This window comes from Citrobacter sp. Cpo015 (assembly GCF_030333035.1).
GTDB lineage: Bacteria > Pseudomonadota > Gammaproteobacteria > Enterobacterales > Enterobacteriaceae > Citrobacter > Citrobacter portucalensis.
The window spans coordinates 62,772-75,699 of sequence record NZ_JAOWGS010000034.1 but is presented as its reverse complement, the minus strand read 5'-3'; the positions used below and the strand labels follow the sequence as shown (position 1 = coordinate 75,699).

Genomic DNA, 12,928 nt, shown 5'->3' with positions numbered 1-12,928 from the left:
TCCGCGCACCGTGCCTGGATGCTGCCAACGCCTTATCCGGCCGACAAATTACATACAGCCGTAGGCCTGATAAGGGCAGCGCCATCAGGCAGTTCCGCGCACCGTGCCTGGATGCTGCCAACGCCTTATCCGGCCTACAAACTACACGCAGCCGTAGGCCTGATAAGCACAGCGCATCAGGCAGTTCCGCGCACCGTGCCGGATGCGGCTGACGCCTTATCCGGCCTACAAACTACATGCAGCCGTAGGCCTGATTAGCACAGCGCCATCAGGCAGTTCCGCGCACCGTGCCGGATGCGGCTGACGCCTTATCCGGCCTACACACTACATGCAGCCATAGGCCTGATAAGCACAGCGCCATCAGGCAGTTCCGCGCACCGTGCCGGATGCGGCTAATGCCTCATCCGGCCTACAAACTACATACAGCCGTAGGCCTGATAAGCTGCGGGAACATCGGCATTTGGCAAATCAGGCCATATCCAGCGCGGTTTTACCGTTTGGCGCCGGATACGCCTTATCTAACTGCTTCAACTCATCTACAGAGAGCGTTATCTCCAGCGCGGCGGCATTTTGTTCGACATGCGCTACGCTTGCGGCTTTCGGAATGGCTATTACACCCGACTGACGAATCACCCACGCCAGCAAAATCTGCGCAGCGCTAACATTGTGCGCGCGCGCGATGTCACTCACCACAGAGTTAGAAAGCAAATCGCCACGCAGTCGTCCCGCCTGGGCCAACGGACTGTAAGCCATGACCGGCATCTGCTGCTGCTGGCACCACGGCAGTAAATCATATTCAATACCGCGCGAGGCTAAATGATAAAGCACCTGGTTAGTCGCACACTCTCGTCCACCGGGTACCTGCCATAACGCCTGCATATCATCATAATCGAGATTTGAGACGCCCCAACGGCGGATTTTCCCCTGCGCAATCAGTGTTTCCATGGCATCGATGGTCTCTGCAAATGAAAAATCGCCCATCCAGTGCAGCAAATAGAGATCCAGATAATCAGTTTTCAGTCGACGCAGACTCGCTTCGCAGGCGGCAATGGCTTTCTGTCCACCGGCATTCCATGGGTAAACTTTCGAGACTAAAAAAGCGCTATCACGCCGTCCCGTTAATGCTTCACCCACCACCTCTTCCGCTGCACCATCAGCGTACATTTCTGCTGTATCAATCAATCGCAGGCCGAGATCCAGTCCGGCCTGCAGCGCAGACACTTCATCCCGGCGTCGGCTTGGATCCTCGCCCATGTACCATGTTCCCTGCCCAATAGCAGGAAGCGATACCTGGTTTGTAAACGTCACCTGTTTCGCTGTCATCGCACCCTCCTGTGTTAATGCACCACAGTAAAGCAAAACAACGTGCATGTGTCCTGTTAGGGTGCACAAATTGCACCATCATGGATTGGAAACCGATCGTTAAGGCGAGCGAAATAAAAAGCCCGGGAACAGCAGATGTTCCCGGGCCGAAAAAATACAAAATCTTATCTACGAAGTGGTTATTTCAACCGACCCAAATATTTTCCCTCTTTCATAGCGTTGATTTTTCCGTTTTTATAGACGATGACGGAAATCAAACCTGCGCTATAAGACTGAGCTTCAGCACTATTCTCATCATTTGCCGCAGGTTTGCCATTAATATAAGCAATGCCATCAGCACCACGTTTAAAGTCCACTCCAAGTTTATTCACATGCACGGGCATGATTTTACTGGCGTGTACCGGGGCATTCGTGTCACTGACCATGGTTTTATGTTCATGCTGTAACTGTTGACGATAAGCCTCACTGATGGCATACGCAGGCGCAGCAGAGAAAGCCACCAACGCAGCGATAATAATTAATTTCTTCATTAGTTAAACCTTAATATTTATCGTGTTTGTGGTGGTGACTGGAATTTGTATCATTTGTGCCATACAAGTTTTGCGCGTTTTCCATAGCCTGTTTTTCAGCGGCAGCATTGATTGTCGCCTGACGGTTTTGCTCCGCAACATAACAGGCATCACGGCTCACACCCTTGCTTTCGCAAGCATTCATGCGTGAAGCCTCGGTGGAACAACCAGCCAGAATCCCGCCCATCACAGCTATCATGATTAACTTTTTCATTATATATACCAGGTTTATTCTCAAAAAATCCACATGGCGAATTATATTTAATGCCATGAAGAGTTGCTGTCGATACTTTAAAGTTTAATTAATATCTGCAATGGGATATTTAATGTCAATTTTAATTTTTTCAGATAAATACCTAAAGATGTAAAATTAAAATCAATCGATTAATTTTTGTTTTTTTCACATGAAAGTTAACTTTCACCATGAGATAAACATGCTAAAAGAGTTATCAATAATTTTCATTGTGCTTAACAATAAGAAAATAACACTTACCTCGATCGTAAGCCCTAGTATTATCAACGCATTGTATAGCTAAAAACCATTACCTCATGACAATGACTTGCTAAACCTTCACGACTTTATTTCATTCAAAAATGAATAGATAACAGGCTAATAAAATAGCAGGTTTATTTTTAGTAACAGCGACAGGAATAATACGTTAAAAATTCGTTGTAGCCTGACAGAATGTCAAATCAGCACAAAAGATGAAATCTCATGTTTTAGATCAATATTCATATCGGTAGCGCACTAAAAAGCCCGCACTGATGCGGGCTAGTGTTTGACGCGCAGTAGCATCAGAACTTGTAGGTTACACCCACCGAGAAGATGCCAGACCAGGACTTATCGACCATCGGACTGTCCTTCACTTCATCACTCAAGCGCACATAACGGCCAGTTCCGTATACGTTCCAGTTTCCAATGAAGTTATAGCTCGCGGTCAACTCCAGGTACGGATCCCATCCATCGTCAGCGTTGTAGCTTTTCAGACCACTGCGGCGAGACTCGTGATTGGACACGCCATAATAATAGTCGTTGTAGTTTTCGCTGCTGTACTGCACACCGATACCCGGCGTCAGAGTCAGCCCACCATTAGTGTAACGGTAGAGCCAGGCCAGATCCCAGATAAAGCCGTTGCTGTTATCCAGAGTATCACCCGCCAGTGCAGTACGCAGGAAACCATACTGGGTGTTATGTACATACGAGAGGCCAGCCATCAAGCTGCTTTTACGCTTGTCGAGTTGGCGCAAAGCATGGCTATCGCTATCACCCGGCTTGAAATGCGTCGGATCATAGTACGCCATGATGGAAAGCTTATCTGCCGTGTCATTCCACAGATAGTAGCCGCCACCCAAGCCGTGGAACCAGACATTATCGCCTTCATAGGTGACAACCGGAACAGGGTAAACATCGCGGTCATACTGTTTGTACGGGCTGTTAATCACGCCGACACCCGCGCCAACAGTCCACTGACTTTCCGCCTGTGCGGTGCTAACTGCGGTTGCGGCAAGGACGCCAAGTGCCAGAAGTTTGAGTTTGGTCACAATCCATAATTCCTTATTCAAATGTGTAGCGGTCAAAGTGTAACCGCCAATACGCTTCAGCCCAACTATTTTACGTATTCGCCCCAGAATGTAACCCCCTAATTTCTCAGCGAGTGATGACATTTTGCTTGCAGGACGGTGAACACCGCATGAATCCCGCTCCAATTCTTTACATAAGATGTGCTTTTTTTGCTGATGAGTTATTGATATGCCATTGAAATTCATTTGCGCACACAGGCAAGTTTTGCAAATGCCATCTACGCTTAATTTTAGAAGGTGTATCACCGAATACGTTGATCTCCTGACCACCAAAATGGCATGAGAGTTGCTTATTTCTTCAGCAGCGACGTCGTTCAGTTTACCTCTTCAGGGGCCTCTACTATTCATATGAACGGCTCTTAACATGTGCTAAAAAACGAAAGGACGGCATACCATGAATATATTCGATCACTATCGCCAGCGTTATGAAGCTGCCAAGGACGAAGAGTTCACGCTGCAGGAGTTTCTTACCACTTGTCGGCAAGATCGCAGTGCTTATGCCAACGCGGCAGAGCGGCTATTAATGGCTATTGGTGAGCCTGTCATGGTCGACACTGCCCACGAACCTCGACTTTCTCGACTCTTTTCGAATCGGGTAATTGCACGCTATCCCGCCTTTGAAGAGTTTTACGGCATGGAAGATGCCATTGAGCAAATTGTTTCTTATTTGAAACATGCGGCTCAGGGTCTGGAAGAGAAGAAGCAGATCCTGTATCTGCTGGGGCCTGTGGGAGGGGGGAAATCATCTCTTGCTGAGCGACTGAAGTCGCTGATGCAGAGAGTACCGATTTATGTCCTGAGTGCCAATGGCGAACGTAGCCCGGTCAACGATCATCCGTTATGCCTGTTTAATCCGCAGGAAGACGCGCAGATCCTGGAAAAAGAGTATGGGATCCCGCGTCGCTATCTCGGTACGATCATGTCGCCCTGGGCTGCGAAACGTCTGCACGATTTCGGCGGGGACATTACAAAATTCCGCGTCGTCAAAGTCTGGCCGTCTATTCTGGAGCAGATCGCAATCGCCAAAACGGAGCCTGGTGATGAAAACAACCAGGATATTTCTGCGCTGGTCGGGAAAGTGGATATTCGTAAACTCGAACACCACGCCCAGAACGATCCTGATGCCTACGGTTATTCGGGTGCACTGTGCCGCTCAAACCAAGGGATTATGGAGTTCGTTGAGATGTTTAAAGCACCGATTAAAGTGCTGCATCCTCTGCTGACCGCCACCCAGGAAGGAAACTACAACGGGACAGAAGGTATCTCTGCCCTGCCGTTTAACGGGATTATTCTTGCCCACTCGAACGAGTCCGAATGGGTAACGTTCCGTAATAACAAAAACAATGAGGCGTTCCTTGACCGTGTTTACATCGTCAAAGTGCCTTATTGCCTGCGTATCTCTGAAGAGATCAAAATTTACGAAAAACTGCTTAACCACAGTGAGCTGACCCATGCGCCTTGCGCACCGGGCACACTGGAAACGCTCTCTCGCTTTACCATTCTTTCTCGCCTGAAAGAACCTGAGAACTCGAGCATTTACTCGAAGATGCGCGTTTACGATGGCGAAAGCCTGAAAGATACCGATCCGAAAGCGAAATCCTATCAGGAGTATCGGGATTACGCCGGGGTTGATGAGGGAATGAACGGTCTTTCCACGCGTTTCGCGTTTAAGATCCTCTCTCGCGTCTTTAACTTTGACCATGCCGAAGTGGCAGCTAACCCGGTACATCTGTTTTACGTACTGGAGCAGCAAATCGAACGTGAACAGTTCCCGCAGGAGCAAGCTGAGCGTTATCTTGAGTTCCTGAAAGGCTATTTGATCCCGAAATATGCTGAATTCATCGGCAAAGAGATCCAGACGGCTTATCTCGAATCCTATTCCGAGTACGGACAGAACATTTTCGACCGTTATGTCACTTATGCGGATTTCTGGATTCAGGATCAGGAGTATCGCGACCCGGATACCGGTCAGCTGTTTGACCGCGAGTCACTGAACTCAGAACTGGAGAAAATTGAGAAACCGGCGGGTATCAGTAACCCGAAAGATTTTCGTAACGAGATCGTCAACTTTGTTCTGCGTGCCAGAGCGAATAACAGCGGTCGCAATCCAAACTGGACCAGTTACGAAAAACTGCGCACGGTCATTGAGAAGAAAATGTTCTCCAATACCGAGGAGCTGCTGCCGGTCATTTCGTTCAATGCTAAAACCTCGACTGACGAGCAGAAAAAACACGACGATTTTGTCGACCGTATGATGGAAAAAGGCTACACGCGTAAACAGGTGCGTTTACTGTGCGAATGGTATTTGCGCGTACGTAAATCGTCTTAACATAAGTGCCCGGTGGCGCATGCGCTTACCGGGCTTGCAAAACAATGTTCCGTAGGCCGGATAGCGCTAGCGCCATCCGGCACTTACAGACATGGCGAACAGTTGGCAGTACGGGGGGCTTATGACCTGGTTTATTGACCGGCGTCTTAACGGCAAAAACAAGAGCACGGTAAACCGCCAGCGCTTCTTACGCCGTTATAAATCGCAAATTAAACAGTCGATCTCCGAGGCCATTAACAAGCGTTCGGTGACTGATGTGGATAGCGGCGAATCTGTCTCTATTCCGACTGATGATATTAGCGAACCAATGTTTCATCAGGGACGTGGTGGCCTGCGCCATCGCGTGCATCCGGGTAACGACCATTTTGTGCAGAATGACCGCATTGAACGCCCACAGGGCGGCGGTGGCGGTTCAGGAAGCGGACAAGGCCAGGCCAGCCAGGATGGTGAGGGTCAGGATGAGTTCGTCTTTCAGATCTCTAAAGATGAATATCTCGATCTGTTGTTCGAAGATTTAGCACTTCCTAACCTGAAGCAGAATCAGCAGCGTCAGCTAACGGAGTACAAAACGCACCGGGCAGGTTTTACCTCTAACGGTGTGCCTGCCAACATCAGCGTGGTGCGATCCCTGCAAAACTCACTGGCGCGCCGCACGGCGATGACAGCGGGTAAGCGTCGCGAACTGCATGCTCTCGAAGCGGATCTGGAAACCATCGCGAAAAGCGAACCAGCACAGTTGCTGGAAGAGGAACGGTTACGCAAAGAGATTGCCGAACTACGGGCAAAAATCGAACGCGTGCCATTTATCGACACCTTTGATTTACGCTACAAGAATTATGAAAAACGCCCCGACCCTTCCAGCCAGGCGGTAATGTTCTGCCTGATGGACGTTTCTGGTTCAATGGATCAGTCGACCAAAGATATGGCTAAACGTTTTTATATCCTGCTGTATCTGTTCTTAAGCCGGACCTATAAGAACGTGGAGGTGGTTTATATTCGCCACCATACCCAGGCGAAGGAAGTGGATGAGCATGAGTTCTTCTACTCTCAGGAAACCGGGGGAACCATTGTCTCCAGTGCGCTGAAGTTAATGGATGAAGTGGTGAAAGAGCGCTACAACCCTGCCCAGTGGAACATCTATGCTGCACAGGCATCGGACGGTGATAACTGGGCTGATGATTCACCGCTGTGTCATGAGATTTTGGCGAAAAAACTGCTGCCAGTGGTCCGCTATTACAGCTATATCGAAATCACTCGCCGCGCTCACCAAACCTTGTGGCGTGAATACGAACATCTGCAATCAACTTTTGATAACTTTGCGATGCAACATATTCGCGACCAGGATGATATTTACCCGGTATTCCGCGAACTGTTTCATAAACAAAGTACGACCAGCAATAGTTAACCACCTAAACAAATCAGCCAGAGGTTATCTTCTCTGGCTGATTTTTTACGGGTGCTGTTTTTTCATCTTATCAATATTCATCCGTTTATCCTTTTTATTTTCCCTTTACAGAGCAGCAGGCAATGTAATTGAGTTGATGACGTTGCGAACGGAAGAAGCGAAACATTTTCAGGAAACGACGACGATTTTCGCTCGTGCGTAAGCCGTTAAACACAATTTTTACCGCCCCCGTAAGCCCTTCATCACGAACTAATCCGCGTGGCGACATCAGCGACATGTTGCCATTCTGCTGCAGGACCTGTTCGAACCCGCAGTTAAGAAACAAATCACGCCAGCCTTGTCTGGTCATTGGGCTAACGTTTGATTTCACCACATCGACAAGCTGGCCCTGATCGCCCGCGCCCAGTTTTTGGGCGGTGAACATAATATCGTGGGTGAGCAGACGCCCACCGGGCTTCAACACGCGATAATATTCGGCAATTAACTTCGCCTTCGCTTTATCGGCATACATTGTCAGCATGGCTTCGTTAATCACAACATCGAAACTGTTATCCGCAAAAGGAAGAGTGTTGGCGTTAGCAGCCATCACATGAATATGATTTTCCAGACCATTTGCCGCTACGTTATTCCTTGCATTTGACAGTGCGGTTTTATCCATATCAATGGCGTATACGGTACAGCCATAGCGTTGAACTAACTCTATCGCCGTCGTGGCCATGTTGCACGCCACTTCAAGTACCTGGCTGCCGGGCGTCAGCTGTGACTGGCTAAACAACCATTCTGTTGCTTCAACGCCGCCCGGACGCAGACGGGTTTTGCCCAGGCTGGCTAAAAATGTATGACCCGCTTTTTCAGTCGCGCTCATTGGCCTGTCTCCTTTCTATAAGTTGCATTATAAATACAACATTGAGAGTTAAAGGTGAAGTACGCGAATGATTTTTATTTCAAAATGTCCTTTTCCGTAGCGTTAGAGCGGATGTATGCCGTGTGATAGACTGAAGCATCAGACTTACAGGGCTGTAAATCATTATGAAATTGCATCATAAAGCGCTCAGGATCTTTATCTCCGTCAGCGTAATTGTTTTGACATCTTCTTTTTTGGTTTATGAGCTCATTGCTAGTGATAAAGCAATGAATGCGTACATGCGCTATATCAATGAGAAAGCCGACTCCTCGTTTCTCTATGATAAGTACACAAATCAGAGCATCGCAGCCCATCTGATGCGCACATTTTCGTCCCCTCAGGGGCCTGCTTCTCTCGAACAGCAAAAAGTACTTTGCAACGCTTTCGACAGCGTTAACGGCACTCATGGGCTCAATCTCACTAAGCGCAACTATCTGCCATTACACGGTACGTTGCAGACCACCTCAACAAAATGTAGCGAACAGCTTGATGACATTTTTCTGCTGCCCTCTTTTGACCGGGCGGTCAATGTTAATCGCCAGCAGAAAGATTACGGTCAGGGATTAGGGACGCTGGAGTATAAATTTCGATATTACGTCGATCTCAAAAATAACTACGTTTATTTCTATGATGTGATCGACTCGCGGAAATTTGCGATACACAACTGGTCGTTTTTGCAAAAAGGTACGTTGGGAATCGACCAGAATGATATTGACGGTATTTTTACTGGCCGCACGGTGATCTCCAGTATTTATGAAGATAACCTGACCGAGAAAAAGGTGATGAGCTTTTTAACACCGGTTTACTACGCCAATAAGCTAAAAGGCGTGGTGATGGTGGATATTAATAAAGAGAATTTACAGAATATTTTCTATACCAGCGACCGCCCTCTCGTCTGGCGTTATCTTAACGTAACGGTCTCTGACACCAGTTCAGGTAAAGAGATCCTCGTTCACAAAAGTGAAACCGATCTGTTCCGCTATGTTCACTATGAGAAGGACATACCTGGCGGTATACGTATCACCCTCTCACTTGATGTTATGTACTTTATTGTCTCGTCCTGGAAGATATTCGCCTTCTATCTACTGGCAACGATATTGCTGCTGAATATGGTCAGAACGCATTTTCGCTTGTATCACAACGTCACACGGGAAAATGTCAGTGATGCGATGACAGGGCTCTACAACCGTAAAATTTTAACGCCAGCGCTTGAGCAGCGTTTGCAACAGTTGGTGAACACAGGAACGCTCGTGACCTTTATCGCCATTGATTGCGACAAACTAAAAGTTATTAATGATACGTTGGGGCATAAGGAAGGCGATCGCATTATCACCATTTTGGCCAAAGCTATTCAAACGTCCATTCGCAAAAGCGACTATGCCATCCGCCTCGGCGGCGATGAGTTTTGCATTATCCTCATCGATCACCCCAGTGAATTAACGCCCCGCCTGCTGGAGAGGATTCGCTATAACTTACAAATTATTGCGCAAGATAGATCAATCAGCTTCTCTGTCGGGATTTATAATATGCAGCCAAACGACACCATTGATGATGCCTACAAAGCATCTGATGCACAGCTCTACCTGAACAAACAGAAAAAACGCACCGATGCGTAATTATTTTTCTGACAGGATTTTCATTGTTGTACCAGGAGTAAGTCATGACGGAAGTAAACAAAGGTAACGCAACGCACCAGCGTTTAATCTCCCTGTTGTCAGAACACGGTGCGACCTACCGCGTAGTCAGCCATGAAGCCGTAGGCAAATGTGAAGCTGTCTCTGAAATTCGCGGTACCGCACTGGGTCAGGGTGCAAAAGCGCTGGTCTGCAAAGTAAAAGGCAACGGCGTCAATCAGCATGTTCTGGCGATCCTCTCTGCCGATCAGCAGGCCGACCTGAGCCTGTTGGCCAGCCATATTGGCGGGTTGAGAGCGTCACTTGCCAGCCCGGCGGAGGTGGATGAACTGACTGGCTGCGTATTTGGCGCTATCCCACCGTTCAGTTTTCATCCGAACCTCAAGCTGGTCGCCGACCCACTGTTGTTTGAGCGTTTTAATGAAATTGCGTTCAATGCCGGAATGCTGGAAAAATCTGTGATCATGGATACCGCAGATTACCTGCGCATCGCGCAACCGGAATTAATCCCGTTCCGCAGAGAACAATAACTGCACAAGTTAGCAGTAAAAAACATCGCTTCGTGCGTTAGCCCAAAAAAAATCATAATCATTAAAAAAAGCCTGTTCCGTCACGCATTTACGCGTACAGTAAGCAGGCTTATTTTTTCTTTTGGCAAGGAAACTACGATGTTTGATGTCACTCTGCTGATCCTGCTCGGACTGGCAGCTCTGGGCTTTGTCAGCCACAACACCACTGTCGCTGTTTCAATTCTGGTGCTGATAATAGTCCGTGTTACCCCACTGAATACCTTCTTTCCCTGGATTGAAAAACAGGGCCTGACCGTCGGGATTATAATTCTGACCATTGGCGTCATGGCGCCGATCGCCAGCGGAACGCTACCGCCCTCCACGCTCATCCACTCCTTTGTGAACTGGAAATCACTGGTTGCTATTGCCGTTGGGGTATTTGTCTCCTGGCTTGGCGGACGCGGCGTTACGCTAATGGGTAGCCAGCCTCAGCTTGTTGCTGGTTTACTGGTGGGCACGGTACTGGGCGTGGCGCTGTTTCGCGGTGTGCCAGTGGGGCCGCTTATTGCGGCAGGTCTGGTCTCATTGATTGTTGGGAAGCAGTAGCCAGCCCGTTCAGATAACGGCCTGGCGTCTGTCCCAGGCCTTTTTTGAACATAGTGATAAATGCCGTGGTCGAATCGTACCCGAGCATTTGCGCGACCTGTTGTACATTGCGACCATCAATTAACGCCTGCAGCGCCAGAATCAGCTGGAGCTGGTGACGCCAGCGGCGAAAACTTAACCCCGTTTCTTTGACGACCAGGCGAGCAAGGTTACGTTCACTCATCGCAAATACGCTGGCCCATTGCCCCAACGTCTGCCATTGTGCAGGCTCTCTCGCCATCGTTGCGACCATTCTGCGAATTTTCGGGTGATCGGAAACCGGCAACTGCATTTGCTCCTGGGGTTGCTGCGGCAGTTCATCAAACAACACTTGCGTCAGCCGCTGGATTGCCGGCTCCAGCCGTTGGGCATCCGTTTTGGATGCCAGCGACAGAATAAGCTCCCGGCACAACGGAGCAATTTTCAGCGTGCAGCAACGATCGGGCATCACGACGGCCTGCGGCTCAATAAACAAAAAGCACAATTGTGCGCCAACGGTAACGTGGTTGCTGTGTGGAATTTCACCGGGGATCCACACCGCGTATTGCGGGGGCACCATCCACATAGCATTCTCAACCTCACAGGTGATCGCGCCATGCAACGCCAGAATCAACTGGCCTTTACGGTGCTGATGCAACGGACTGAAAAGTTCATCTTCCCGGGCCTGAATACAAAACGCCACCGCTGCATCGTGGTGAAGATCGGGTTCGTATCCATCCAGCCTCAGTCCTAACATAAAAATGTCCGATTTAAGCGATAAACTGTCATTTTAGCTTGATTCATCCATTGAGTAAAAACGCTAAGGTATCGCCTCGCCTGACGATATGAGAAAAAAATGACAAATACACCTTCCTCCCGTGGCAAGAACGCAGCGTTGCTGATCGCGGGGATCCTGATGATTGCCACCACATTGCGCGTCACCTTTACCGGTGCTGCCCCGTTGCTGGATGCAATTCGCGCCGACTACGGTCTGAGCACCGCCCAGACGGGGCTTCTGACCACCCTGCCACTGCTGGCTTTCGCACTGGTTTCACCTCTGGCTGCCGCCGTTGCGCGCCGTTGGGGTATCGAACGCAGCCTGTTTGTTGCTATGCTACTGATTTGCGTGGGTATTGCGATACGTTCGCTGCCCTCACCAGGGTTCCTGTTTAGCGGCACCGCTATCATTGGTTGCGGAATCGCATTGGGAAATGTGCTTTTACCCGGACTGATTAAGCGTGATTTTGCTCAGCATGTGGCGAAACTCACTGGCGCATACTCGCTGACCATGGGCGCAGCAGCGGCACTGGGTTCCGCCATTGTGGTACCGCTGGCGTTGAACGGGTTTGGCTGGCGCGGTGCGCTGATGGTACTGATGGCCTTTCCGCTACTGGCACTGATTATCTGGTTACCCCAATGCCGCCAGATGGCCAATGCCAGCTTGAGCAGCTCGCGCGCTCTGCATTCCCGCGCGATCTGGCGCTCCAGCCTCGCCTGGCAGGTGACGCTGTTTCTGGGGATCAATTCGCTTATCTACTACGTCATCATCGGCTGGCTGCCCGCCATTTTGATCAGCCATGGCTACAGCGAGGCGCAGGCCGGTTCGCTGCATGGTTTACTGCAGCTGGCGACCGCCGCGCCGGGATTATTGATTCCTCTCGTCCTGAACAGATTTAAGGATCAGCGCGCCATCGCCGCTCTGGTTTCATTAATGTGCGCCGTCGGCGCGGCGGGATTCGCCATAATGCCCGACCAGGCATTGCTATGGACCATCCTGTTTGGCTTTGGCTCAGGCGCGACGATGATCCTCGGCTTGACCTTTATTGGCCTGCGCGCAAGCTCAGCGCATCAGGCTGCTGCCCTGTCCGGCATGGCACAATCTGTTGGGTATTTACTGGCCGCCTGCGGGCCACCGCTGATGGGGAAAATTCACGACCTCAACGATAGCTGGCTGATTCCTCTTGGCGGGGTCGCCGTGTTAGCGATGCTGATGGCGGTATTTGGTCTGTGCGCGGGGCGTAATCGGGAGATCGCGAGCGCATAATGCACA

At 49.6% G+C, this 12,928-nt stretch carries 11 protein-coding genes and 1 pseudogene; 6 read left to right on the top strand and 6 right to left on the bottom strand.

Annotated elements, in window-relative coordinates; all coding sequences use genetic code 11:
• Positions 1 to 468 precede the first annotated feature (468 nt).
• From OGY67_RS13595 to OGY67_RS13580, 4 genes are all read right to left on the bottom strand, one after another.
• A complete protein-coding gene (locus tag OGY67_RS13595; RefSeq protein WP_174770363.1) occupies positions 469 to 1,323 on the bottom strand; it encodes an aldo/keto reductase in 855 nt (284 codons plus the stop codon).
• A gap of 179 nt (positions 1,324 to 1,502) precedes the next feature.
• The gene (locus tag OGY67_RS13590; RefSeq protein ID WP_174770364.1) at positions 1,503 to 1,853 is read right to left on the bottom strand and encodes a hypothetical protein; all 351 of its coding nucleotides are present in this window, start codon (positions 1,851 to 1,853) and stop codon (positions 1,503 to 1,505) included.
• 10 nt (positions 1,854 to 1,863) lie between these two features.
• The gene (locus tag OGY67_RS13585) at positions 1,864 to 2,106 is read right to left on the bottom strand and encodes a hypothetical protein (RefSeq protein ID WP_071444724.1); all 243 of its coding nucleotides are present in this window, start codon (positions 2,104 to 2,106) and stop codon (positions 1,864 to 1,866) included.
• 581 nt (positions 2,107 to 2,687) lie between these two features.
• Positions 2,688 to 3,434, bottom strand: a complete 747-nt coding sequence (locus tag OGY67_RS13580; RefSeq protein WP_008784520.1) for a MipA/OmpV family protein — start codon at positions 3,432 to 3,434, stop codon at positions 2,688 to 2,690.
• Between the two features lie 433 nt (positions 3,435 to 3,867).
• Between OGY67_RS13580 and yeaG the strand changes: the two genes are divergently transcribed.
• The gene (gene yeaG / locus OGY67_RS13575) at positions 3,868 to 5,802 is read left to right on the top strand and encodes a protein kinase YeaG (protein ID WP_003030707.1); all 1,935 of its coding nucleotides are present in this window, start codon (positions 3,868 to 3,870) and stop codon (positions 5,800 to 5,802) included.
• A gap of 121 nt (positions 5,803 to 5,923) precedes the next feature.
• Positions 5,924 to 7,207: a YeaH/YhbH family protein gene (locus OGY67_RS13570; protein WP_008784519.1), complete on the top strand. Its 1,284-nt coding sequence runs from the start codon at positions 5,924 to 5,926 to the stop codon at positions 7,205 to 7,207.
• A gap of 94 nt (positions 7,208 to 7,301) precedes the next feature.
• Here OGY67_RS13570 and OGY67_RS13565 read toward each other — a convergent pair whose 3' ends face one another.
• A complete protein-coding gene (locus tag OGY67_RS13565; RefSeq protein WP_008784518.1) occupies positions 7,302 to 8,072 on the bottom strand; it encodes a class I SAM-dependent methyltransferase in 771 nt (256 codons plus the stop codon).
• 164 nt (positions 8,073 to 8,236) lie between these two features.
• On the opposite strand from OGY67_RS13565, the gene dgcJ reads away from it, so the two are divergent.
• The 3 genes from dgcJ (at position 8,237) to OGY67_RS13550 (ending at position 10,860) form a co-directional block, all read left to right on the top strand.
• Positions 8,237 to 9,727 carry a diguanylate cyclase DgcJ gene (gene dgcJ / locus OGY67_RS13560; RefSeq protein ID WP_008784517.1) on the top strand — a complete coding sequence of 497 codons (1,491 nt, stop codon included), beginning with the start codon at positions 8,237 to 8,239 and terminating at the stop codon, positions 9,725 to 9,727.
• A gap of 44 nt (positions 9,728 to 9,771) precedes the next feature.
• Positions 9,772 to 10,275 carry a YbaK/prolyl-tRNA synthetase associated domain-containing protein gene (locus OGY67_RS13555; RefSeq protein WP_032943105.1) on the top strand — a complete coding sequence of 168 codons (504 nt, stop codon included), beginning with the start codon at positions 9,772 to 9,774 and terminating at the stop codon, positions 10,273 to 10,275.
• 138 nt (positions 10,276 to 10,413) lie between these two features.
• Positions 10,414 to 10,860 carry a DUF441 domain-containing protein gene (locus OGY67_RS13550; RefSeq protein ID WP_003832453.1) on the top strand — a complete coding sequence of 149 codons (447 nt, stop codon included), beginning with the start codon at positions 10,414 to 10,416 and terminating at the stop codon, positions 10,858 to 10,860.
• Here the strand turns inward: OGY67_RS13550 and OGY67_RS13545 are convergent.
• Positions 10,837 to 11,635 (bottom strand): annotated as a pseudogene (locus OGY67_RS13545) (AraC family transcriptional regulator). The gene OGY67_RS13550 and the pseudogene OGY67_RS13545 sit on opposite strands and share 24 nt — an antisense overlap.
• A 99-nt stretch (positions 11,636 to 11,734) precedes the next feature.
• On the opposite strand from OGY67_RS13545, the gene OGY67_RS13540 reads away from it, so the two are divergent.
• Positions 11,735 to 12,922 (top strand): CynX/NimT family MFS transporter, encoded by a 1,188-nt coding sequence (locus OGY67_RS13540; RefSeq protein ID WP_008784514.1) that lies wholly within the window; start codon positions 11,735 to 11,737, stop codon positions 12,920 to 12,922.
• Positions 12,923 to 12,928 lie beyond the last annotated feature (6 nt).

Coding starts and splice junctions, on each gene's coding strand:
- OGY67_RS13595 (WP_174770363.1), bottom strand. CDS start 1,323: ATGACAGCGAAACAGGTGACGTTTACAAACCAGGTATCGCTTCCTGCT.
- OGY67_RS13590 (WP_174770364.1), bottom strand. CDS start 1,853: ATGAAGAAATTAATTATTATCGCTGCGTTGGTGGCTTTCTCTGCTGCG.
- OGY67_RS13585 (WP_071444724.1), bottom strand. CDS start 2,106: ATGAAAAAGTTAATCATGATAGCTGTGATGGGCGGGATTCTGGCTGGT.
- yeaG (WP_003030707.1), top strand. CDS start 3,868: ATGAATATATTCGATCACTATCGCCAGCGTTATGAAGCTGCCAAGGAC.
- OGY67_RS13570 (WP_008784519.1), top strand. CDS start 5,924: ATGACCTGGTTTATTGACCGGCGTCTTAACGGCAAAAACAAGAGCACG.
- OGY67_RS13565 (WP_008784518.1), bottom strand. CDS start 8,072: ATGAGCGCGACTGAAAAAGCGGGTCATACATTTTTAGCCAGCCTGGGC.
- dgcJ (WP_008784517.1), top strand. CDS start 8,237: ATGAAATTGCATCATAAAGCGCTCAGGATCTTTATCTCCGTCAGCGTA.
- OGY67_RS13555 (WP_032943105.1), top strand. CDS start 9,772: ATGACGGAAGTAAACAAAGGTAACGCAACGCACCAGCGTTTAATCTCC.
- OGY67_RS13550 (WP_003832453.1), top strand. CDS start 10,414: ATGTTTGATGTCACTCTGCTGATCCTGCTCGGACTGGCAGCTCTGGGC.
- OGY67_RS13540 (WP_008784514.1), top strand. CDS start 11,735: ATGACAAATACACCTTCCTCCCGTGGCAAGAACGCAGCGTTGCTGATC.